Genomic DNA, 22229 nt, shown 5'->3' with positions numbered 1-22229 from the left:
TCAGCCGACTGCGAGAACACGCTGCTGCGTTGCGAAGCTATCGATCAGACGCTCGGCCGCGTCGACGAACCGTGTGCTCGCGCCGCCCTCTCCCGCACTGCGCCAGTTGACGCGCGCGCCCTCGATCAGAAGCGTCAGCGCGTCGACCAGCAGCTCCGCCTCGGCGATCCCTGCGTCCCGGCAAAGCTGGGTAAGCCTGCGCAGCTGCCCCCTCCTCACCTGTTCGATCACGCGGCGTGCCGGATGATCGCTCTCCACCAGCTGGGCGGCGGCATCGATCAGTTCGCAATTGCAGTGATCGACCGTGACGAAGTCGCCCGCCCGCTTCACCCAGTCCCTGAGCTGGGCCTTGGCGTCACCGGGATGGGCTTCTTCCAGCGCCACCCAGAAGGCCTCGGCTTCGGACGCCGCCTTCTCGATGCAGGTGATGAGCAGGTCGTCCTTCGAGCCGAAATGGCGATAGAGCGTCATCTTGTTGCTGTCGGCGGCTTCCGCGATCGCGTCCACCCCGATCCCGCGAACGCCGTGCTTGCGGAACAGATCGCGCGCGGCGTCGATGATCCGCTCCCTCGGCGGGAGCGCCGGCCTGTCAGGAATCGTCATTATCGTTTCCTCCCTTCCAGTCTTCTCGCCGGAAGGCCCTTGACAATGTTACCAGCCGGTCACATCTGACGTTACCAGATAGTAACATACCCTGCCGCAAGTCAACATCCGGGAAAGCGGACCGCGCATCACAGCTTCGGGAGAGCCCGTTCAGGATGCGCACGTGCCCTCCCGACCTTTGACCGGCTTTCGGCAGGTTGTGGGTATTTCGCCAACGGGAGCGGCAGGATGCTGCGGCGGAAGCGCACGCGAGGGGAACAGTGTCGCCGGCCCTGTGGTCGCGCGGCCGAGGGGAACGTTGACCAATGGTAGGGTTCTTCATCCAGCGTCCGGTGTTCGCCTCGGCGATCGCCATCATCATGATGCTGGCGGGCGGTATCTGCTATTTCCTGCTGCCGGTCTCGCAATTCCCCGACATCACGCCGCCGCAGATCGTCGTTGCCGCCAACTATCCGGGCGCCAGCGCCCAGGTCGTCGCCGACACCGTGACGACGCCGCTCGAGCAGCAGCTCAATGGCGTGCCCGGCATGCTCTACATGTCGTCGACGAGCTCCAATGACGGCTCGTCGCGCATCACCATCTCCTTCGAGGTCGGCTACGACATCGACGTCGCCGCGATGGACGTGCAGAACCGCGTCTCGCAGGCCGCCCCCTCGCTGCCGGCGCTGGTCAACCAGACCGGCGTCACGGTCACCAAGCAGAACCCGAACTTCACCGTGCTGGTGGCCATCGGCTCGCCCGGCAATGCGGTCGACTTCACCACGCTCAGCAACTACGCCTATCTGCAGGTACTGGATCCCATCAAGCGTCTGCCCGGGGTCGGCGAGGTGCTGTTCTTCGGCGAACGGCGCTACTCCATGCGGGTCTGGCTCGATCCGGACAAGATGACGAGCCTCGGCATTACCGCCGTCGACGTGCAGAACGTCGTTGCCGAGCAGAACATCCAGGTCGCGGCCGGCAAGATCGGACAGGCGCCGGCGCCCGCCGGAACGGCCTTCGAGATGCAGGTCAACGCCGTCGGCCGGCTGTCCGATCCCGAGCAGTTCGGCGAGATCGTGCTGCGCGTCGACCCAGCCACGGGCGCGGCCGTCAGGCTGCGCGACGTTGCCAAGATCGAGCTGGGCGCACTCCTCTATTCGTCTTCGGTCAACCTCAACAACCGGGAAACCGAGCAGCAGGTCGTCGTCCTGGCCGTCCTGCAGGCGCCGGGCTCCAACGCGCTCGACCTGCAGAGCCGGGTCAAGGCCAAGATGGACGACCTGTCGACGCGGTTCCCGGCCGGCGTCAGCTACAACATGTTCTACGACACGACGCGCTTCGTGTCGGCGGCGATGACCGACGTGATCGTGACGCTGGTGGAAGCGCTGCTGCTGGTCATCTTCGTCGTCTTCATCTTCCTGCAGAGCTGGCGCACCACGATCATCCCGCTGATCGCCATCCCTGTGTCGCTGATCGCGACGCTGGTCTTCATGTATCTGCTCGGCTTCTCCCTCAACATGCTGTCCCTCCTCGGCATGGTGCTCGCCATCGGCCTTGTCGTCGACGACGCCATCGTCGTGGTCGAGAACGTCGAGCGTCAGCTCGAGGCCGGGCTGGCGCCGCTCGCCGCCGCGCGCAAGGCCATGCAGGAGGTGACCGGCCCGATCATCGCGACCACGGCGGTGCTGATGGCGGTGTTCATTCCGGTCGCCTTCATTCCCGGCGTGGCCGGCCGCCTCTACAACCAGTTCGCGCTGACCGTCGCCATCTCTTTCGGCATCTCCGCCTTCAACTCGCTGACGCTGAGCCCGGCGCTCGCCGCCGCCTTCCTGCGCTACCGCGGCGAGCCGCAATTCTTCGTGTTCCGCTGGTTCAACAACGGCTTCCACTGGCTTGCGGACGCATATGCCGGCAGCATCAGGGGGCTGATACGCCTGCGCTGGGCCTTGCTCGTCGTCTTCGTCGCGGCGCTCGCCGGCACCTGGATGCTGTTCCAGCGCATCCCCTCGACCTTCCTGCCGGTCGAGGACCAGGGCTATTTCTTCGTCGTCCTGCAGCTTCCCGACGGCGCGTCGCTGGAGCGCACCGAAGCGGTGGCCAGGAAGTCGGAGGAGATGCTGCGCAGCCTGCCGGGCGTCACCACCGTCGGCTCGGTCGTCGGCTTCAGCTTCCTGTCCTTCGCCAACCAGTCGAACGCCGGCGTGCAGTTCGTGATCCTCGACCCGTGGGACGAGCGCGGCCCCGATGAGGGCGCCGTCGCGTTGCGCGAAAGGGCGCAGCAGATGCTGTTCCAGATTCCCGACGCCATGGTGCTCGCCTTCGATCCGCCGTCCATCCAGGGCCTCGGCGCGACGGGCGGCTTCGAGTTCCAGGTCGAGGACCTGACCGGCCAGGGCGCCGTCGCGCTGGACCAGGCTACACAGGCGCTGATCGCGGAGGCGCGCAAGCAGCCGGAGATCAATCCGTACGCGCTCTTCACCACCTTCTCGACTTCGACGCCGCAGCTCCAGTACGATCTCGATCGCAACAAGGCGAAGCTGCTCGGCCTCAACCTGCCGGACATCTTCAACACGCTGCAGATCTATCTCGGCTCGCTCTACGTCAACGACTTCAACCTGTTCGGCCGCACCTTCCGCGTCACGCTGCAGGCGGACCCCAAGGCCCGTGCCTCGACCGCCGACATCTCGCGCCTCTACGTGCGCAACACTGCCGGCGAGATGGTGCCGCTCTCCACGCTGGGCTCGCTGCGGCCCATCGCCGGCCCGGAGACCGTCACCCACTACAACAACTACCCCTCGGCCCTGGTCAACGGCGCCGCCGCGCCGGGCTACAGTTCGAGCCAGGCGATCGCGGCAATGGAGCGTGCCGCCGCGACGGCGCTGCCGCGCGACTTCAGCTTCGAATGGACCGGCATCACCTACCAGGAGATCAGGGCCGGCTCGATCGCGCTGCTCGTCTTCGGGCTCGCCATCGTCTTCTGCTTCCTGATCCTGGCCGCCCAGTACGAGAGCTGGTCGATGCCGTTCATGGTGCTGCTGGCGGTGCCGCTCGCCTTGCTCGGCGCGCTCGTCGGCCTGTGGTTCCGCGGCATGCAGATCGACGTCTATTCGCAGATCGGCTTCGTCATGCTGATCGGCCTCGCCGCGAAAAACGCGATCCTCATCGTCGAGTTCGCCAAGCGGCGGCGCGAAGAAGGCCTGGAGATCGTCGAGGCGGCGGCCGAGGCCGCCAAGCTGCGCCTGCGGCCGATCCTGATGACCGCCTTCGCCTTCATCCTCGGCGTCGTGCCTTTGATGAAGGCGACCGGAGCGGGCGCGGCAAGCCGGCAGTCGCTCGGCACGACGGTGTTCGGCGGCATGCTCGCGGCGACCGTGCTGACGCTGATCTTCGTGCCGGTCTTCTATGCGGTTCTCGAGCAATGGCGCGAACGTTTTTCGCCGGCCGCCGCCCACCCGTCGATGCCTGCGCATGGCCCCGAGAGGGCCGAGCCCGCGGAATAGGAATGGAGCTGGAAATGCGTGTGTTGAAATATGGTGCCAATGGCGCCCTTGTGGTCACGGCGCTCGTCGCCGCCTATTTCCTGGCCCGTGGCATGCCCGAGCTTGCCGGAACTCCGGCGGGCGCGGCGCCGGCCGCCGCGGCCCCGCAGGCCATGCCCGTTCCGGTGGTCGGCATCGTCAGGAAGACGATCCCGATCTACCTCGAATATTCGGCGCGCACCGAGGCGATCCGCGACGTCACGCTGCAGGCCAAGGTCTCGGGTTACCTTCAGCAGCAGGTGGTCCCCGACGGCACCGACGTGATGGCGGGCGATCTCCTCTACCGGATCGACCCGAGCGACTATCAGGCCGCGCTCGAGCTGGCGCAGGCGCAGGCCAAGCGCGACGAGGCCTCGCTCGAATACGCCCGCACCAGCCTTGATCGCGGCAACGATCTCGCCACCAGCGGCTATCTGGCCAAGGACAGCTTCGACCAGCGGACCAGTGCCGTCCGGCAGGGTGAGGCAACCGTGGGGATGTCGAAGGCGACGGTACGCATCGCCGAGCTCAATCTCCAGAACACGGAAATTCGCGCCCCCTTCCCCGGCCGTCTCGGACGCAACAGGGCACCCGAGGGCACGATGGTCAGCAACGCCGCCGGCACGCCGCTCAACAACCTGGTGCAGCTTTCGCCGATCTACGTCACCTTCAATCCGAACGAGAACGAGCTGGCCGGCATCCAGAAGGTGCTGCTCGCCAAGGGCAAGGTGACCGCCGAGGTGTTCCTGCCCGGCGAGGACGAGCCGCGGCACAGCGGCGCGCTGACCTTCATCGACAATTCCGTCGAACGCTCGACCGGCACGATCCTGGCGCGCGCGACGATCGAAAATGCCGATCGGACGCTGCTGCCCGGCCAGTATGTCCGCGTGCGCCTGCATGTCGGCGAGCATCCGGATGCGCTGATGGTGCCGCAGACGGCACTCGGGTCGAGCCAGTTCGGCAAATATGTCTATGTCGTCGGCAAGGACAACCTTGTCGAGCAGCGCCTGGTCTCGCTAGGCCCCGTCGACGGCGGCCTCGTCGTGCTGTCTTCAGGCGTTTCGGAAGGCGACCAGGTGATCGCCGGCAATCTTCAGAAGATATTCCCGGGCGCGCCGGTGCAGCCGATGCCGGAGGAAAAGCCGCAGCTCTAGGCCTGCGAGGTTCAGCCCGTTGTCTCCGATAGCGATTTCAATCTTCCTGTAGAGCGCCAAGCACGCAAGGGGAGGGTAGGGAGCAGCATTCTCAATTCCGGCCGCCCGCCGGTAAGGCAAGAGCCCTGGGCAGCCATGCCGTCTTTGGAAGGGCGATGGGGCGGTTCTGCATCCCCTTGCTCCTCGCCATGGTGATGGCAGGAGCACTGCCAGGTGGCGGCAAGTTTTTCCGGCAGCCTCTCCATGGATGAGCTTATGCCGTCTTCGAAGGATCTCGCTTGCGAGGCCTTGCGGCTGCCGCTGGCGCCTGATCTCGAGTGCACTGCTTGCGAAAGCGATGGGCGCTACTTCTGACGGAGTGTTACATCTCGACATCAGACGTTATCGTTCGCCTCGGAATCGCCCGAAACCCGCCCCATTCGCCACCCCATTTGCTTGAATGACAATGCTCCGTCACGTCGCACGGAGCACTCTTCACAGATGAAATTCAGATACGGCAAAGCCGCGGCAATACTGTTTGCCGCGGGCGCAACCCTTGTGTCCTTCAACGCCACCGCGTCGGCCCAGTGCGGCCGCGCCTCCTGGTACGCACTGACCTCCAGGACGGCTTCCGGGGAACGGATGAACCCGTCGGCCATGACCGCCGCCCACCGCAGCCTGCCCTTCGGCACGAAAATCCGCGTCACCAACAAGCGCAACGGCAAGAGCGTCGTCGTGCGCATCAACGATCGCGGTCCCTTCATCCGCGGCCGTGTGCTCGACGTGTCTAAGGCCGCGGCGCGCCAGCTCGGCTTCATCGGCGCGGGCCACACCGCGGTCTGCATGGCGCGCACCTAGTTCTTCCGCTTTCCCGGGGGATGTCGGAGGAAAATCCTCCTAGCTCCGCTGATTTCGGGTGAAAAGCTTAGGGTTCTTTGCGGCTTTCGGCGAAAAATTACGCCGTCCCTCGAGCAGTCGTACGGAAACGGTGGCCGCCAGCACGACCAGGTCGGCGGCGGCCACGGTCTATCTTCCGGCTTTACGCGCATGTTCGGTCGGGGGCACGAGCGGCAGGTGGCCGGTTTCCTTGGGCGAGGAAAGCGCGATCAGCGTCTCCGTCCTCAGCACGCCCGGCACGGCCTTGACGATGCCGCCGAGGAAGGCCTCCAGGTCGCGCGTCGTGTGCGTTCTCACCTTCAGCAGATAGTTCCACGTCCCGGTGACGTGGTGGCACTCCAGGATCGCCGGTTCGCTGGCGACGCGGGCCAGGAACTGTTCCTCCGTCGCGGGGTCGTTCCAGCCGACGAACACGAAGGCGAGCAGGTCGAGGCGCAGCGCCGAAGCCGAAACCGCGGCATGCACCCCTTCGATGACGCCGCGCTCGTTGAGCTTCTTCACCCTTTCGTTGACCGAGGAGACCGCCAGTCCCACCGCCTTGCCGAGTTCGGCATAGGGCGTGCGGCCGTTCTCCTGGAGAAGGGCGAGGATCGTCCTGTCGATGTCGTCGATGTCGCTCATCATTCTTCCCTGCGATGAAAGCGGCGGGGCGTCAATCGACCCGGCCGCGGTCGGCGTCTGCGCGACCGATCATTCGCACGGCAGCATGCGTATATTTTACGATACTTTTGTATCTTAACCGAAAATTTAGCGACACAAGGCCGATACACTCGCAAATTATACGAGCCGCCAAGGGGTCGAGCAGGGCTCTACCCGGCATCAGCAAAGCGGAGGGCTTTCCATGGCAATCATCACCTATAACCACGAACAGATTCTCGAACCGGTCGCGCTCAGCGACATCTTCAAGACGGACAATCAAGGTTCGCCGTCGATCACCGTGCTGAAGGATGGTACGCTGGTCACCACCTTCGACCATTTCGGCACGACGCAGATCGTCGCGACCGCTTACAAGGCGGGCACCGATCCGACCAACTCGGCGCCGGTCTTCGAGATCGGCCCGGTCAACTCGACGAGCGCCGGCGACCAGCATGGCAGCGAGACCGTGGCTCTCGAGGGAGGCGGGCTCGTCACGCTGTTCAACGATATGAGCTCCGGCGCGAACCAGCTCCGCTACCGGGTCTTCGACAGCGAAGGTGTCGCGCTCGGACCCGATGCGCTCGTGTTCGAAAGCTTCCCAACGACCGGGATGGGTGGGGTCACGGCGCTCAAGGATGGCGGCTTCGTGGTCACCTTCGAGCCCAATACCGCCGCCGGAGACAATGGCGACGTCGATTTCGCGCGGTTCGACGCCAAGGGCGTGCTGACGGGAGCCTGGGCGGTCGACGACCTGCCGCAGAACGACACGACCGTGCCCTCCATTTCCGCCCTGGCCAATGGCGGCTACGTGATCGTCTGGTCCGAGTTCGTTCTCGGCCAGGGCTGGAGCACCCATGTCCGCAAGTATGGCGACGACAACGCGGCGGTCACCGACGACATCCTGGTGGACGACACCGGTGGCGGCGAGGGCCACAATCCCCAGGTGATCGGACTGAAGGATGGCGGCTTCGCCGTCGCCTACCTCAACCACGACGGGGTCTCGAGCATCTTCGACCTGAACATGCGCATCTACAACGAAGACGGCACGGCGCGCACTGCCGCCTTCAAGATAAACCAGGTGACCGCCGGCGCACAGACGAACCCGTCGCTGGCGCTGCTGGACAACGGCTTCATCGCGGTCACATGGGAGACCAGCGTGCCGGGCAGCGCGAACAAGGACGTTGCCGCGAGGATATACAGCCCGAGCGGCGTGGCGATCACCGGTGAGTTCGTCGTCGCCGACAGCTCCAACCCCGACAAGGCTCCGGATATCGTAGGCACGCCCGGCGGTGTGCTCACCACCGTCTATGCGACGTCGGACCCCGAGGTCGACGGCCCGGGCAGCGATATCGCGTTCACGCAGACGCAGATCATCCGCACGACGGTCGGCGACGACACGAGCGAGACGCTGAAGGGCGACGAGCTGGCCGACGTCATGTTCGGCGGCGGCGGCACCGACAAGATTTCCGGCGGCGTCGGCAACGACGTCATCGAGGGAGGCGCAGGCGCCGACACGCTCGACGGTGGCGCCGGTCGCAACACGCTGAGCTACAAGACCTCGACGCTGGGCGTCCTGGTCGACCTCGCGGCCAGCAGCGCGAAGTTCGGCGACGCGGTGGGCGACACGATCAAGGCCGGCACCTTCTCGTCCGCCATCGGCTCGGCCACCGGCAACGATGCGCTCTACGGCACCGCCGGCGTCAATGTGCTCCACGGCGGCGGCGGCGCCGACACGCTTGCCGGCAAGGGCGGCAAGGACGCGCTCTACGGCGAGGACGGCGACGACACGCTGGTCGCCAGCCTGGCCAGCGGCAGCCGCTACGACGGCGGCGACGGCATGGACACGATCAGCTACGAAGGCGTGGCGAGCGGCATCACGCTCTACCTCAGCGGCGGCCCGAATGCCGGCGGAGCAAGCAACGACATCATCGTCGTGGGCACGATCGAGAACGCCCGCGGTTCGCAGCACAACGATGTCATCTTCGGAACGAGCATCGACAACCAGCTTTTCGGCCTGGGCGACAACGACACGCTTTACGGCCAGGACGGTGACGACAAGCTGTACGGCGCGGAGGGCGAGGACCAGCTTTCCGGCGGTTCCGGAGAGGACTGGCTCGACGGCGGAACGGGAGCGGATACGCTTGCCGGCCATGCCGATGATGACACCTATGTGGTCGACGCGCAGGACGATGTCGTCGTCGAGGTCGCCGGCGACGGGACTGCCGATCACGTCGCGGCACGCGTCAGCTATGCGCTCGCGGCGGATGACGACATCGAAAAGCTGACAACCACGGCTTCGGCCGGTACCTCCGCCATCGACCTGACCGGCAACGCGCTCGCCCAGGAGATCACCGGCAATGCCGGGGAGAACATCCTGCACGATGGCGGCAAGGGCGCGGCCGACGTGATGAAGGGTCTTGGGGGCAACGACACCTACCGTGTGTTCAATTCCGGCGATGCCATCGCCGAGGCCGCCTCGCAAGGCAGCCTCGACAAGGTGAATGCCGCCGTCGACTACGTGCTCGGCGCCGGCGTGCATGTCGAGATCCTGCAGACCAACGGCTCGGCCGGTACGTCCGCCATCGACCTGACCGGCAACGCTCTTGCCCAGGAGATCATCGGCAATGCCGGAGAGAACATCCTGCATGACGGCGGCAAGGGGGCGGCCGACGTGATGAAGGGGCTCGGCGGCAGCGACACCTACCGCGTCTTCAATTCCGGCGACGTCATCGTCGAGGGCATGTCGCAGGGCGCGGCCGACAAGGTGGTGGCGGCGGTGGATTATGCGCTCGGCGCCGGTGTGCATGTCGAAATCCTGCAGACCAACGGCTCGGCCGGCACGTCCGACATCGATCTCACCGGGAACGGGATCGGCCAGGAGATCGCCGGCAATGCCGGCGACAATCGCATCGACGGCAAGGGCGGCAACGATGTGTTGAAGGGTTCCGGCGGTGCGGACGTCTTTGCCTTCTCGACCGCCTTGGGCGCGGACAATATCGATGTCATCGCCGACTTCAGCGTGGCGGCTGATACGATCGAGCTGGACGACGCGATCTTCGCGGCACTGACGACCGGCACGCTCGCAGCCGCGGCCTTCTGGTCGAACACCACCGGGCTGGCGCATGATACTAGCGACCGCATCATCCACGACACGGCCACCGGAAAGCTGTTCTATGATGCGGACGGGACCGGCGCCGGCGCCGGCGTGCACTTCGCCACACTGACTGTCGGCTTGGCGCTGACCAATGCCGATTTCGAGGTGATCTGATCGACGGGTCGCCGCGACCGGCCGCGGTGACCCTGGAGCACGGCCAGGCAGGTTGGCCAGGCTCTGGACAACAGACCCGCAAGGGCCGACAGCATGCATCGCCGCCCCGCCGCGGAAATCCCCTGGCCGGTCGGTCCTTCGCTGTCATGTCCGCCAGGTGTGGCGCCGTCACGACGTGTCGGGCGGCTCCAGCGCCCACTGGGCAAGCCCGTGCACGACGTCCAGGACCTCGTGCACCTCGTGAACGGGCTTTTTTCGCCGCCAGCCCGGCGGCCGGCCGGGTTTCAGCGGCGAGAAGCGGCCGAACCGGCGCAGACCGCCGGATTCCCGCTCGCGCGCGAGGGCGGCGTCGCGGCGTGCCCGCCAGCGGGCGAAGCGCCTTGCCTGGCCGGGCAGGTCGTCGAGCGCGGCGACCAATGCCCGCAGCCGCGCGTCCAGCCGTGACGCGTCGATGGGATCGTTGGGCGACCAGACGGGGATGCGGAACGGCTCGCTGTAGCCGGGACAGGAGATGCGCGGCACGCCCCTGGGCGCCCGCCGCGGGCGGCGGTTCCAGGGTTTTAGCGGATCGAGCAGCGGCAGGGAGGTGCTGCGGGCGCGGGCTTTCGGCCGCGCCGGCATGCGGACGGGGCCGGCTCCGGGGCGGAATTTTGGCTGCGGTTTCTGCCGGGGCGGCGGCAGGGTCACGACGAGGCCACGCGCGGCCACGACGATGAGGCGCCGCACCGCCGCTTCGGCCGGACGCAGCAGCCGGAGTATGGCGCGGTGGAGGCGGCGGGGAAGGGTGAGTTCCGGGTCAAGTGCCGGGGACAGTTTACTTTTTTCGGCCCGCGCGAGGCCTGAACCGCCGCCGCCTTTCTGCCGAAAGAAAGTAAACTGTCCCCTGAGTTCCCCGAGATCCAGCCCGGCCATGGCGACGAGCATGGCGAGGATGCGCTTCAGCGCCTCGCGATTCTTCTCGATTGCCGCATCCCAGTCCACCGCCGCCTCCTTTCCTGCACAGGCGGCGCAATTATCGCTCGGGTTGGGAAGGAGAGGGATAAATTTGAGGAAAACAATCCTGACAGATGCTGACCTCGCGAGCGGGCGCGGCGAGCGGAGCGTGTCGGGAAACCAGGTTCGGAGATGGCGTACCCTGAGCCGGCGCGCCGCCCCTCACCTGCCTGCCGGCATCCTCTCTCCGTGCAAAACGGCTATCAGATCACACATCTCCCATCGTTGGCGCATCATGTTGATATGCCGCTGCTTTTACGAGTGCCTTCTTGCTTACTTCATTCTGCTCCGCGGGCGTGTCGCTGCCGTTCCGGCATGGATCCTATGGTCTGCGCGACGGCCTTCGGCCTGCTCCGCCATAGGATGACGAAAGGCCGGATGGTTCGGCTACTCGCCAGCGGCCCGTGAGCCTTTGACAGCGGCGATTAGCCTGCAATATCAAAGGCTTCGTCATCCTAGGGCGGAGCCGGAGCGCAGCGGAGGCGCAGACCCTAGGATCCATGCCCTACCGGTTGTGAAGTGCTCCGGCGCGCCGACGGCATCCTACCAGATGGGCGGCGCCGACGGTCAAAGCACGCAGCCGTTGATGTTATGCGCCGGCCAGGATCGGTTCTGGATACCATCGATCGGGAAGGCATCGAGGTATCAGGCAGCGGTGAGAAGCCGCCGCGCCGCTGTCTCGGCCATCGCGTCGGGCAGGGCGAGGCCCCACTGCGCCCGGCAGTAGGCGCGGAAATCGAAGCAGGGCAGGCCGGGACAGACTTCGAATTCGAGGAGATGGACCGTGCCGTCCTCTTCGACGCGGAAATCCATGGAAAACACGTCCCGGACGCCGAGAGCCGCCATCAGCCTCCCGGCAATGGAGCGGATGCGGCGGTCGGCCCGCGGCTGGATGGCGGCGACCGGCACGAGTTCCGGCTCGCGATAGGTTTCCGCGGCTCTGGCCTTCGCGCCGGTGTCGCCATAAAGCGCCATGGAATCGGCCATGGTCTGGAAATCGCCACCGGCATCGACGAAGAACACGCCGAGCGCCTCGACCTTCGTAGCGGGATCGACGGCGAGGAAGCTGGCGCGGACGTTGCGGCCGGAAACATAGGGCTGCACCACCACGTCATCGCGATAGGCTTCGAAGATGCGGCGGCTGAGCGCCAGCGCCGCCCCGGCATCCAGGCAGCGCGAGTCCGGCCAGATGCCGATCTTGGCGCCGAGCCGGTTGGGCTTGACGAAATAGCCGCCGGCAGAGGCTGGCGGCGGCACCAGCCACTCGCCGTCGCGCGCCAGTCCGGCCGGCGGCACCGGCAGGCCAAGCGCGCCGAGAACCGCGCCGGATCGGAACTTGTCCTGGCAGAGCGCGAACAGCGAGTCGTCGGAGCCTATGGTGGCGAGGCCGGCAAGCCGGGCCAGCGCCGGCGCCGCGCCGCCGCGGAAATAGGCGATCCCGTCGGTAAGGGTCCACACCAGCGTTGTCGCCGGATCGGCGCTGGCTAGCGTGCCGGCGGCTTCGTCGAGTGGCACGGGCACGAAGCGCAGGCCGCGCCGCGCGCAGGCCTCCTCGATCCCGGCGAACTCCAACGTAAGGTCGGTGCTCTGCGCCAGGTAGGAGGAGATCTCCAGCGCGCGTTCCGCGGCAAAACCTTGGCTCGTCAGCCTTGTCCGGCAGGCGTCTTCCGGTTCATGCACCAGGACGAGTTGCGGCTTCGACATGTCTTCCCCCAGGGCCGATCCCTGCGCGGCGGGCGTCAGGCTGCCTTGAACACCGCGTCCCAGGCCTGCGCCGCCGCCTGCGCCCGCTGCCCCACTTCGGCCGCGCTCATGCCCGGCTTGAACAGGCTGGAGCCGAGGCCGAAGGTGCGCACGCCGACCTTGGCATAGGCCGCGAAATCGGCTTCCGAGACGCCGCCGACCACCCCGACGGTCGTATCGGACGGCAGCACGGCGCGGATCGCGGCGATGCCGCCGGGGCCGAGCACGCTCGCCGGGAAGAATTTCAGCGCCGACGCGCCGAGCTGCAAGGCGGCGAAGGCTTCCGTCGGCGTGAACACGCCGGGCATGGTGACCATGCCGTGCTTTCCCGCCTGCCGCATCACCGCGGCGTCGATGTTGGGGCTGACCAGCAGCCGCCCGCCGGCATCGTGCAGCCGGTCGACTTCGTCCGCCGAAAGTACCGTACCGGCGCCGATCAGCGCCTTGGCGGGCAGGGCCCTGGCCAGCGCCTCGATGGAGCGGAACGGGTCGGGCGAGTTGAGCGGCACCTCGATCGCCTCTATGCCGGCCTCGAACACCGCCGTGCCCACCGCGACCGCTTCCTCCGGCCGCAGGCCGCGCAGGATGGCGACGAGATTGCGCCGCAGCGCCGGGAAAGCCACCTTCATGCCGCGTCTCCCGTCATGCCCATGTGCCGGGCGGCCTCGGCAAGCCCGCCGCGCACCGCCTCGTCGGCCTCGACGATCGCGGCTGTAAAGCCGGCGAGCCGGAGCGCCTCGGCGTAGAGGTCGCGCATGGCGCCGGAGGCGATCAGCACGACCGGCCCGCCCGAGACCGCGAAGCGCGCCCTGGCGGCGACGATCTCGGCGCCGATCAAAAGGCCGGACAGCGCGGCCGCCGCGTCGGCGCCTTCCAACCCCTGCAGCAGGGTTGCGGCGCGGATGCGGAAAAGACTGGTCTCCAGCGGCGCGGGCGACGCGACGGCATTTTCGCACCACCGCGCGAAGAGCGGACTGGCTGCGTCCACCTTCGCCTCCGCGCCGACCGAATGGCGCAGGATCGACTGGGCCGACAGCACCGAGAAGAGCTCGCCGGTCATGAAGGTCTGGAAGCCGGCGACGGTTCCGTCGGCGAGCTCGACCCATTTCGAATGGGTTCCGGGCATGCAGGCAAGATGCCGTCCGGCGCCGAGCCGCGCCAGCGCGCCGGCAAGCTGCGTCTCCTCGCCGCGCATGACGTCCGGACGGTCCGCGTCGCGCTGCGCCAGGCCGGGCACGATGCGGATGTCGCGAGCGGTCGCGGGCACGCGCGCGGCCGCGCCGAAAATCTCGCCGAGCGAGGCGGGCACGGTGATGTAGGGTGCCTCGACCCAGCCCTGGCGCGATCCGGCCATGCCGCAGATGACCACCGGCAGGGACGCCGGCGCTCCCATTTCGGCCAGCTGCCGCTCGAGGATGGCCTCGAACCGGTCGGGCTGCGCTGCCAGCAGGCCCTCGTCGCTGCGCCGTTCGGCGATGACGCCGCCGGCCGCGTCGAGCAGCCAGACCCGCAGCCGGGTGGTCCCCCAGTCGGCGGCCGCGACCGCCGCCCGTTTGGCGTCCGTCACAGAAAGCCTCCGTCGACGATCATCGTCTGCGCCGTCAGCATGCGCGAGGCGCCGGAAGCGAGGAACAGGCAGGGGCCGACCATGTCCTCGGCCTTCATCACCTCGCGGATGCACTGGCGCGCCACATGCACGGCAAGGGCGTCGTCGCTCACCCAGAGCTCGCGCTGCCGCTCGGTGATGACCCAGCCCGGCGCCACCGCGTTGACGCGGATGCCCCACGGGCCGAGCTTGCCGGCAAGGCCCTTGGTCAGGCCGACGATGCCGGCCTTGGCGGCGGTGTAGGCCGGCATGTCCGGATGGTTGATCATGAAGGAGGTCGAGGTGAAGTTGATGATCGAGCCGCCGCCGGCCGCGCGCATGCCGGGCGCCACCGCCTGCGCGGTGAAGAAATGCGGGCGCAGGTTGATCGAGAGATTGTTCTCCCAATAGTCGACGGTGACGTCGGCCACCTCGTGCCGGTCGTCGAGCGCGGCATTGTTGATCAGCACCGTCGCCGCGCCATGCGCCGCCTCGGCTTGGCCGATCGCGGCGCGCAGCGCCTCGACGTCGCGCAGGTCGCAGCGGATGTAGAGCGGGGCGGAGCCGTGGGCCTTGCCCAGGCGGTCGCGCAGCGCCTCGCTCGGTCCCGCCGCTATGTCGAGGAAGGCGACCTTCGCGCCCTGCTCGACGAAACCTTCGGTGAGGGCCGCGCCAATGCCGGAGCCGCCGCCGGTGATCAGCACCGCCGCTCCGTCGAGGTCGCTGTATCGGGCCGGATGCGCCATGGCAAAAGTCTCTTCTCGTCAGGGATTTGGCGGGCCATCCTTTAGCCCGTCGGGGCGTCCGGCGCGACAGGAATCTTGCGCGGGTCCATGGCATTTCGCGGGGCTGCGGACAGCGCGCGCCGTCGCCGTTTCCGACGGGATGAGCTCAGACGGCGACCAGCGCCGGCCTGCCCCGGATCGTGTCACGCAGCAGCCCGAGCGTCGTCTCCGCGTCGGCTGGCCGGCCGAACAGATAACCCTGTCCGCCCTGGCAGCCGAACTCGCTGAGGCGGGCCGCCTGGCCCTCCTTCTCGATGCCCTCAGCGACGGCCTCCATGCCCAGCCCCTCGCACATGGCCAGGATGGCGCGGATGATGTGCTCCGACGGCCTGTCGTCGAGGATGGACGACACGAAGCTGCGGTCGATCTTGAGCTTGTCGAAATGGAACTCGCGCAGCCGGCCCAGCGACGACAGGCCGGTGCCGAAATCGTCGAGCGACACGCGGATGCCGCAGCGGCGCAGGTCCTCGACGATCTTGCCGGCCGATACCGGGTCGTTCATCAGGCCGGTCTCGGTGATCTCGATCTCCAGACGGCGCGGATCGAAGCCGGTGCGGTCGAGGATAGTGAGGATGTGCAGCCCGGTGTTCTGGTCGACCAGTTGCGACGGCGACAGGTTGAAGGACAGGAACAGGTCGCGCGGCCAGTTGCGCGCGGCTTCCGTCGCCTTGCGCAGCACCAGCTGCGACAGCGGCCCGATGATGCCGCGCTCCTCGGCTATGGGGATGAAGATCGCCGGCGACACCGGCCCGAGATCCCGGTCGGTCCAGCGCGCCAGCGTCTCGAAGCCGCGCACCCGCCGCGTCTCCAGGTCGATGATGGGCTGGAAATGCGGCTCGACCTCGCCCGCCGCCACGGCGCGGCGCAGCGCCTGCTCGATGCGGGTCACCCGCTTGGCCGCCTCCTCCATCTCGCGCGTATAGACCACCACCTTGCCGCGGCCGGAGCGCTTGGCGTGGTAGAGCGCGGTCTCGGCCTTGTCGACCAGCACCTCCGTCGTCTCGTCGCCGGAATAGAACAGCGAGCAGCCGACCGAGGCGGACAGCCGCGCCATGCGGTCGCCGACGTCGTAGGGGGCCGAGATGATCTCGATCAGCATCTTGGCGCGCTCCGAGGCGGCCTCCTCGGAAAACACCATCGGAAAGAGGAAGGCGAACTCGTCGGAGCCGACGCGCGCCACGGTCGAGCCGGCGTCCATCGCCGCGCGCAGCCGCATGGCCACCTGCACGAGGATGTCGTCGCCGGCCCTTCGCCCGAACAGGTCGTTGATCGGCTTGAAGCCGTCGAGATCGAGGATACCCACGGTGAACGGCGCCGGATCGTCGGCGCGGTCGCTGATCAGCCGGTCGATCTTGTCGGAGAAACGCCGATGGTTGCCCAGCCCGGTCAAGGGATCCGTGAAAGCGAGGTCGGCGCTTTCGCTGCGGTCCGGGCCGGGGGCGAAGGACGGCTGCATCAAACTTCCTGTATTCCATGCGACGCGCCGGCGGATAATGGCGGCAAAGTATTGAGGAAACGTATCGGCGGCGCGCTGTTGGCCGGTGGGATTGGCAGCGCGGCGCCAAGCCTATACATCGGCATCGGTTGCGCCCGGAGTTTTGCGACATGCCCCTGAACATCGCCATCCAGATGGATCATGTGTCGACGGTCAACATCGCCGGCGACACCACCTTCGCCCTTTCGCTGGAGGCCGAGCGGCGCGGCCATGCGCTCTACCACTATACGCCCGACCGGCTGACGCTGGACGGCGGAAAAGTGTTCGCCCGGGTTGAGGAAATGTCTGTGCGCGACGAGAAGGGCAGCCATTTTACGCTCGGCGAACCGGTCCGCACCGACCTGTCGGAGATGGACGTGGTGCTCTTGCGCCAGGATCCGCCCTTCGACATGAACTACATCACCACCACCCATATGCTCGAGCGCATCCACCCGGGGACGCTGGTGGTGAACGACCCTGCATGGGTGAGAAACAGCCCGGAAAAGATCTTCGTCACTGAGTTTCCCGACCTGATGCCGGAGACGCTGATCACCAGGGACCCGCAGGAGGTCGCCGCCTTCCGCAAGGAGCATGGCGACATCATCGTCAAGCCGCTCTACGGCAATGGCGGCGCCGGCATCTTCCACCTCGCCGAGGCCGACCGCAATCTCGCCTCGCTGCTGGAGATGTTCTCGCAGATGTTCCGCGAGCCCTTCATCGTGCAGCGCTATCTCAAGGACGTGCGCAAGGGCGACAAGCGTATCATCCTGATCGACGGCGAGGCGGTGGGCGCCATCAACCGCGTGCCGGCCGAGCACGACAGCCGCTCCAACATGCATGTCGGCGGCCGCGCCGAGAAGACCGAGCTGACGGCGCGCGAGCGCGAGATCTGCGCGCGCATCGGCCCGTCGCTCAGGCAGCGCGGCTTCATCCTGGTCGGCATCGACGTCATCGGCGACTACATGACCGAGATCAACGTCACCTCGCCGACCGGCGTGCGCGAGGTGAAGCGTTTTGGCGGCGCCGACATCGCCGCGCTGTTCTGGGACGCGGTGGAGGCGAAGCGGGGGTGAGGGGCTGCCGTGGAGCGCCGTCCAGCACGTCTTCACCGTTGCTACCCGGACATCGAGCCATCATTTTGTTCTCTTAATGTTCTTGCGGAGTGCGGCGTTCTGTGCTTCACTCCAGGCTGCGCGGGGAAGGGGAAAACCCCGCTGCTGGAGAGGGCGGGCATGGTTTCGCGCGTGCGTACCGTGGCATTCCAGGGCGTCGAGGCGGTTCCCGTCGACGTGCAGGTGATGGTCGCGCCGGGCAAGGCCGGCATGCACATCGTCGGCCTGCCCGACAAGGCGGTGGCGGAAAGCCGCGAGCGGGTGCAGGCGGCGCTGCACGCGTCCGGCCTGTCGATGCCGGCCAGGAAAGTGACCGTCAACCTGGCACCGGCCGACCTTCCGAAGGAAGGCAGCCACTACGACCTGCCGATCGCGCTCGGGCTGATGGCGGCGCTCGGCGCCGTTCCGGGCGATGCGCTCGCGGGTTATGTGGTGCTCGGCGAGCTGTCGCTCGACGGCACCATCGCGCCGGTCGCCGGCGCGCTGCCGGCGGCGATCGGCGCCAATGCCGAGGGCAAGGGTCTGATCTGCCCCTCCGCCTGCGGCCCGGAGGCGGCGTGGGCGGGTGCCGACATGGACATCCTGGCGCCGCGCAGCCTGGTCGCCATCGCCAACCATTTCCGCGGCACCCAGGTGCTGACCCGGCCCGAGGCCAAGGTGCATGTGCCGGCCGACAATCTTCCCGACCTCGCCGACATCAAGGGACAGGAGACGGCGCGCCGGGCGCTCGAAGTGGCGGCGGCCGGCGGCCACAATCTTCTGATGGTCGGCCCCCCGGGCTCCGGGAAATCGATGCTGGCGCAGCGCCTGCCTTCGATCCTGCCGCCATTGTCGCCGAAGGAACTGCTCGAAGTGTCGATGGTCGCCTCCATCGCCGGCGAACTCGCCGGCGGAAAGCTGACCGGCCGGCGGCCGTTCCGGGCGCCGCATCACTCGGCGTCGATGGCGGCGATGGTCGGCGGCGGCCTGCGCGTGCGGCCGGGCGAGGTGTCGCTCGCCCATCACGGCGTGCTCTTCCTCGACGAGCTGCCGGAATTCTCGCCGGTGGCGCTGGATTCGCTGCGCCAGCCGATCGAGACCGGCGAATGCGTGATCGCCCGCGCCAACACTCGCGTCACCTACCCGGCGCGGCTGCAGCTCGTCGCGGCGATGAACCCGTGCCGCTGCGGCATGGCGGGCGAGCCGGGCTATCGCTGCGCGCGCGGCGAGCGCTGCCGCAGCGAATACCAGGGCCGGATATCCGGACCGCTGATGGACCGCATCGATCTGCGGGTCGAGGTGCCGGCCGTCAGCGCCGCCGACCTGATCCGCCCGGCGAAGTCCGAGCCCAGCGCCGCGGTTGCGCAGCGCGTCGCGGCGGCGCGGGCGATCCAGCGGCGGCGCTTCGAGGAGATCGGCGCCGCGGTCGCCACCAATGCCCACTGCCCGACGGCGCTGGTCGAGGAGATCGCCAGGCTGGACGCCGCCGGCGAGGCGCTGCTGCGCGACGCCAGCGAAAAGCTCGGCTTTTCGGCGCGCGCCTATCATCGCGTGCTCAAGGTGGCGCGCACGCTTGCCGATCTCGACCAGAGCGAGGACGTCCGCCGCATTCACCTTGCCGAGGCGATCTCCTACCGCATTGTCGGGGAAAGGCTGGCGCAGGCGGCATAGACGTGGGGCGAGGAGAAAGGTGGGCGGATCGACCGGCCGCCGGGTGGTTGCGGCGGCTGACGGGTGGAGCCGGACCGGTCGGGCGCCGGGATGTGGCGGCGCTGCCGCCGGTCCGACTGTTGGTCGTGCGACCCGGTCAGTGCGGCCACAGCAGATAGGCGGCGGCACCGAGCATGGCGAGCTGGGTGCCGACGCCGCCGGCGATCCGCAGCGGCGAGGTGACGCGTTTGGCGTCGAGGCCGACGAGGTGCAGGGCGCGCGATGCGATGAGCACGATGCCGATGGCGTGCAGCCAGATCGGGCCGAGGCCGCGTGCTTCGCAGAACGCCATCAGCAGAAGGGCGAGCGGAGCGTTCTCGACGAGATTGCCGTGGCGGCGCATCCACAGCGCCAGGTCGGCATCGCCGCCGTCGAGGATCGAGATGCCGGAACGCCCTCGCTTGGCGCTGACGACATTGGCGAGAACGATCACCATGACGGTGAGGATGGAGGCATAGAGGGCGGTTATCTGAAAGGACATCTGGAAGTCTCCGTATCGCGGATGGGGTTGCGATCCGTTGACGAACGGCGTGTTGCGGAATCGACAAGGTTTCCGTCTGGAAGTTGGAGGTTTTGAAAAAAGATCAGATTCTCCCGGACGATCCGGATTCCGGCGACAGGATCGGACGAGCCGGCCGGCTGTGTTTTGGCTGGTCCTGGCGGGCAATGGTCGAGGGGCCGGCTGCACGGCAGATCGTGTGGGTGCGTCGGAGGCGGCGCCGGGCAGTTCAGCCTCGCGTTCGGCGGGACGGCCATGGTGCGGCAGGGGCGGCGGGCCGAGACTCGTCGCAGCCGTGCCTGGCGCATCTGCGCCGGTAGTCCGTTGGTTTCCTCAGCCCATCCGTGGTCGGACAGGCCCGTTGACGGAGACTGGAGCGCGTGCCGAGGGAAGCAGGGAGGAGTGAGCCGGGCACCGCGCGACTGCCCGCCCGGCGCCGGCGGAGAACGCCGGGGAGGCCGGGATGAAGCGGTTCTTCACGGCGGCCGCCTGGGATGATTGCCAGCGAGGTGGAATGGCCGCCTGGGGAGGGAGGATGCGGCTGCCGCCACGGACGGGGCAAAAATTCTCCTGTCGCATGTCGATTCCGTCGGGTGCCGTTCGTTTTCGGTTGCACGCCTTGCTTTCCAAGGCATCATCGCCCGGAACGGGCCGCAGAAGGGAGCTTCACCGTGAAATACATCGCGCTCATCTATTCCGCCGAGGCGTCCGAGCCTCCCTATGGGACACCGGAGTTCGGCACTTATCTCGCCGAATATCAGGCGGCCAACGAGACCTATGCCCGCGACGGCGTCCTGGTTGTCGGCGAGGCGCTGAACGGCGTCTCCACGGCGACGACGATCCGGGTGCGCGACGGCAAGGTCGAGACCATGGACGGGCCCTTCGCCGAGACCAAGGAACAGCTCGGCGGCTTCTACCTGCTCGACTGCGACAATCTCGACGAGGCCATCCGCTATGCGGCGATGATCCCGACGGCGCGGCATGGCGCCATCGAGATCCGGCCGGTCATGAGCTTCGGCTGAACTGATGACGAATGCCGCCGCCCCGCAGCCCGTGCGCGCCGCGATCGAGCAGATCGTGCGCGACGACTGGGGGCGGCTGCTGTCGTCGCTGATCCGCAACCTGCGCGATTTCCAGCTCGCCGAGGATTGCCTGCAGGATGCGCTGGAATCGGCGCTCGTCCATTGGCAGCGCAACGGCCCGCCCGCCTCGCCCGGCGGCTGGCTGATCCAGACGGCGCGGCGAAAGGCGATCGACCGCATCCGCCGCGACGTGAACTTCAGGGCCAAGCAGGAGCAATATGCCGTGCTGCTGGCGCTCGACGCCGACAGCGTCGAGGCCGCCGAGCCCGAGGCGATTCCGGACGAGCGGCTGCGGCTGATCTTCACCTGCTGCCATCCGGCGCTCGACCGCAAGAGCCGGCTGGCGCTGACCTTGCGTACGCTGGGCGGCCTGACCACCGCCGAGATCGCCCGCTGCTTCCTCGACGGCAAGGAGGCGATGGCGCAGCGCCTGGTGCGTGCGCAGGACAAGATCAGGCGCGCCGGCATCCCCTACGAGGTACCGGGCGACGACGCCTGGCCGGCGAGGCTGCAGTCGGTGCTGGGCGTGCTCTATCTCATCTTCAACGAGGGTTATGCGGCCAGCGCCGGCGAGCGCCGCATCCGCGTGGACCTGTGCGAGGAGGCGATCCGGCTGGCGCGGGTGATGCTGGCGCTGCGACCGGAGGAGCCGGAGATCGAAGGACTGCTGGCGCTGATGCTGCTCAATCATGCCCGCCGCGCCGCGCGCCACGCCGGCGGGCTGGTGCCGCTCGAGCGGCAGGACAGGGCGCTGTGGGACGGCAACGCCATCCGCGAGGGGCTTGCCCTGGTGGAGGCGGCGCTGAAACGCGGCCGGCCCGGCCCCTACCAGCTGCAGGCGGCGATCAGCGCCATCCACGCCGAGGCACCCGACCACGCGCGCACCGGCTGGCCGGAGATCGTGCTGATCTATGACGAGCTCTACCGCCTGGCGCCGAACCCCGTGGTGCGGCTGAACCAGTCGGTGGCGCTCTCCTATGCCGAGGGGCCGCAGGCGGCGCTGGCCATGCTCGAGCCGCTGCGGCCGGCGCTGTCCGGCTATCAGCCTTTCCACGCCGCCCGCGCCGATTTCCTCCGCCGGCTGCAATGCACCGAGGCGGCCGAAGCCTATGAGGAGGCGATCCGCCTGTCGCAGCACGCCTGCGAGCGACAGTTCCTGGAAATGCGCATGCGCGAGTTGCGGTAGTCGGAACCCGGAGTGCGGTCGACGGATCGCGTACTGGGCTGCGAGTT

General features: G+C 67.7%; 18 protein-coding genes. 8 read left to right on the top strand and 10 right to left on the bottom strand.

All coding sequences use genetic code 11. The features are described from left to right. Positions 1–603 carry a TetR/AcrR family transcriptional regulator gene (locus AC5JDC_RS09850; RefSeq protein WP_495841206.1) on the bottom strand — a complete coding sequence of 201 codons (603 nt, stop codon included), beginning with the start codon at positions 601–603 and terminating at the stop codon, positions 1–3. Positions 604–908: 305 nt separating this feature from the next. On the opposite strand from AC5JDC_RS09850, the gene AC5JDC_RS09845 reads away from it, so the two are divergent. Then, positions 909–4082 carry an efflux RND transporter permease subunit gene (locus AC5JDC_RS09845; RefSeq protein ID WP_495841205.1) on the top strand — a complete coding sequence of 1058 codons (3174 nt, stop codon included), beginning with the start codon at positions 909–911 and terminating at the stop codon, positions 4080–4082. A gap of 14 nt (positions 4083–4096) precedes the next feature. Continuing rightward, entirely contained in the window at positions 4097–5254 is a 1158-nt protein-coding gene (locus AC5JDC_RS09840) for an efflux RND transporter periplasmic adaptor subunit (RefSeq protein ID WP_495841204.1), read from the top strand. Positions 5255–5628: 374 nt separating this feature from the next. On the opposite strand, the gene AC5JDC_RS09835 is transcribed toward AC5JDC_RS09840, so the two are convergent. After that, entirely contained in the window at positions 5629–5892 is a 264-nt protein-coding gene (locus AC5JDC_RS09835; RefSeq protein ID WP_495841251.1) for a hypothetical protein, read from the bottom strand. Between AC5JDC_RS09835 and AC5JDC_RS09830 the strand changes: the two genes are divergently transcribed. Then, complete coding sequence (locus AC5JDC_RS09830; RefSeq protein WP_495841247.1) at positions 5792–6091, top strand: septal ring lytic transglycosylase RlpA family protein; 300 nt, start codon at positions 5792–5794, stop codon at positions 6089–6091. The two genes, AC5JDC_RS09835 and AC5JDC_RS09830, sit on opposite strands and share 101 nt — an antisense overlap. Before the next feature lie 168 nt (positions 6092–6259). Here AC5JDC_RS09830 and AC5JDC_RS09825 read toward each other — a convergent pair whose 3' ends face one another. Continuing rightward, positions 6260–6751 carry an Lrp/AsnC family transcriptional regulator gene (locus AC5JDC_RS09825; RefSeq protein WP_245428462.1) on the bottom strand — a complete coding sequence of 164 codons (492 nt, stop codon included), beginning with the start codon at positions 6749–6751 and terminating at the stop codon, positions 6260–6262. Between the two features lie 220 nt (positions 6752–6971). Here AC5JDC_RS09825 and AC5JDC_RS09820 point away from each other — a divergent pair, with 220 nt between their 5' ends. Continuing rightward, a complete protein-coding gene (locus tag AC5JDC_RS09820; protein ID WP_495841203.1) occupies positions 6972–10034 on the top strand; it encodes a calcium-binding protein in 3063 nt (1020 codons plus the stop codon). A gap of 168 nt (positions 10035–10202) precedes the next feature. Here AC5JDC_RS09820 and AC5JDC_RS09815 read toward each other — a convergent pair whose 3' ends face one another. The 6 genes from AC5JDC_RS09815 to AC5JDC_RS09790 form a co-directional block, all read right to left on the bottom strand. Continuing rightward, on the bottom strand, positions 10203–11015 hold the full coding sequence (locus tag AC5JDC_RS09815) for a hypothetical protein (protein ID WP_495841202.1): 813 nt from the start codon (positions 11013–11015) through the stop codon (positions 10203–10205). 657 nt (positions 11016–11672) lie between these two features. Beyond that, positions 11673–12731 (bottom strand): D-alanine--D-alanine ligase family protein, encoded by a 1059-nt coding sequence (locus tag AC5JDC_RS09810; RefSeq protein WP_495841201.1) that lies wholly within the window; start codon positions 12729–12731, stop codon positions 11673–11675. A gap of 35 nt (positions 12732–12766) precedes the next feature. Then, positions 12767–13399 (bottom strand): 2-dehydro-3-deoxy-6-phosphogalactonate aldolase, encoded by a 633-nt coding sequence (locus AC5JDC_RS09805; RefSeq protein ID WP_495841200.1) that lies wholly within the window; start codon positions 13397–13399, stop codon positions 12767–12769. Beyond that, the gene (locus AC5JDC_RS09800; RefSeq protein WP_495841199.1) at positions 13396–14337 is read right to left on the bottom strand and encodes a 2-dehydro-3-deoxygalactonokinase; all 942 of its coding nucleotides are present in this window, start codon (positions 14335–14337) and stop codon (positions 13396–13398) included. Before AC5JDC_RS09800 ends, AC5JDC_RS09805 begins: the two co-directional genes overlap by 4 nt. After that, a complete protein-coding gene (locus AC5JDC_RS09795) occupies positions 14334–15101 on the bottom strand; it encodes an SDR family NAD(P)-dependent oxidoreductase (protein ID WP_106773233.1) in 768 nt (255 codons plus the stop codon). The genes AC5JDC_RS09800 and AC5JDC_RS09795 overlap by 4 nt, the downstream gene beginning before the upstream one ends. A 145-nt stretch (positions 15102–15246) precedes the next feature. Further along, the gene (locus tag AC5JDC_RS09790; protein ID WP_106773232.1) at positions 15247–16596 is read right to left on the bottom strand and encodes a putative bifunctional diguanylate cyclase/phosphodiesterase; all 1350 of its coding nucleotides are present in this window, start codon (positions 16594–16596) and stop codon (positions 15247–15249) included. Positions 16597–16745: 149 nt separating this feature from the next. On the opposite strand from AC5JDC_RS09790, the gene gshB reads away from it, so the two are divergent. Then, the gene (gshB, locus tag AC5JDC_RS09785; protein ID WP_495841198.1) at positions 16746–17687 is read left to right on the top strand and encodes a glutathione synthase; all 942 of its coding nucleotides are present in this window, start codon (positions 16746–16748) and stop codon (positions 17685–17687) included. Between the two features lie 159 nt (positions 17688–17846). Then, complete coding sequence (locus AC5JDC_RS09780; RefSeq protein ID WP_495841197.1) at positions 17847–19376, top strand: YifB family Mg chelatase-like AAA ATPase; 1530 nt, start codon at positions 17847–17849, stop codon at positions 19374–19376. Positions 19377–19512: 136 nt separating this feature from the next. On the opposite strand, the gene AC5JDC_RS09775 is transcribed toward AC5JDC_RS09780, so the two are convergent. Next, complete coding sequence (locus AC5JDC_RS09775) at positions 19513–19896, bottom strand: MAPEG family protein (protein WP_495841196.1); 384 nt, start codon at positions 19894–19896, stop codon at positions 19513–19515. 689 nt (positions 19897–20585) lie between these two features. On the opposite strand from AC5JDC_RS09775, the gene AC5JDC_RS09770 reads away from it, so the two are divergent. After that, a complete protein-coding gene (locus tag AC5JDC_RS09770; RefSeq protein WP_495841195.1) occupies positions 20586–20936 on the top strand; it encodes a YciI family protein in 351 nt (116 codons plus the stop codon). Positions 20937–20940: 4 nt separating this feature from the next. Further along, a complete protein-coding gene (locus AC5JDC_RS09765; protein ID WP_495841194.1) occupies positions 20941–22182 on the top strand; it encodes an RNA polymerase sigma factor in 1242 nt (413 codons plus the stop codon). Positions 22183–22229: the final 47 nt, after the last annotated feature.

The sequence above is a fragment of the Kumtagia sp. genome (genome assembly GCF_059502445.1).
This window is presented reverse-complemented; position numbering and strand designations above follow the sequence as displayed.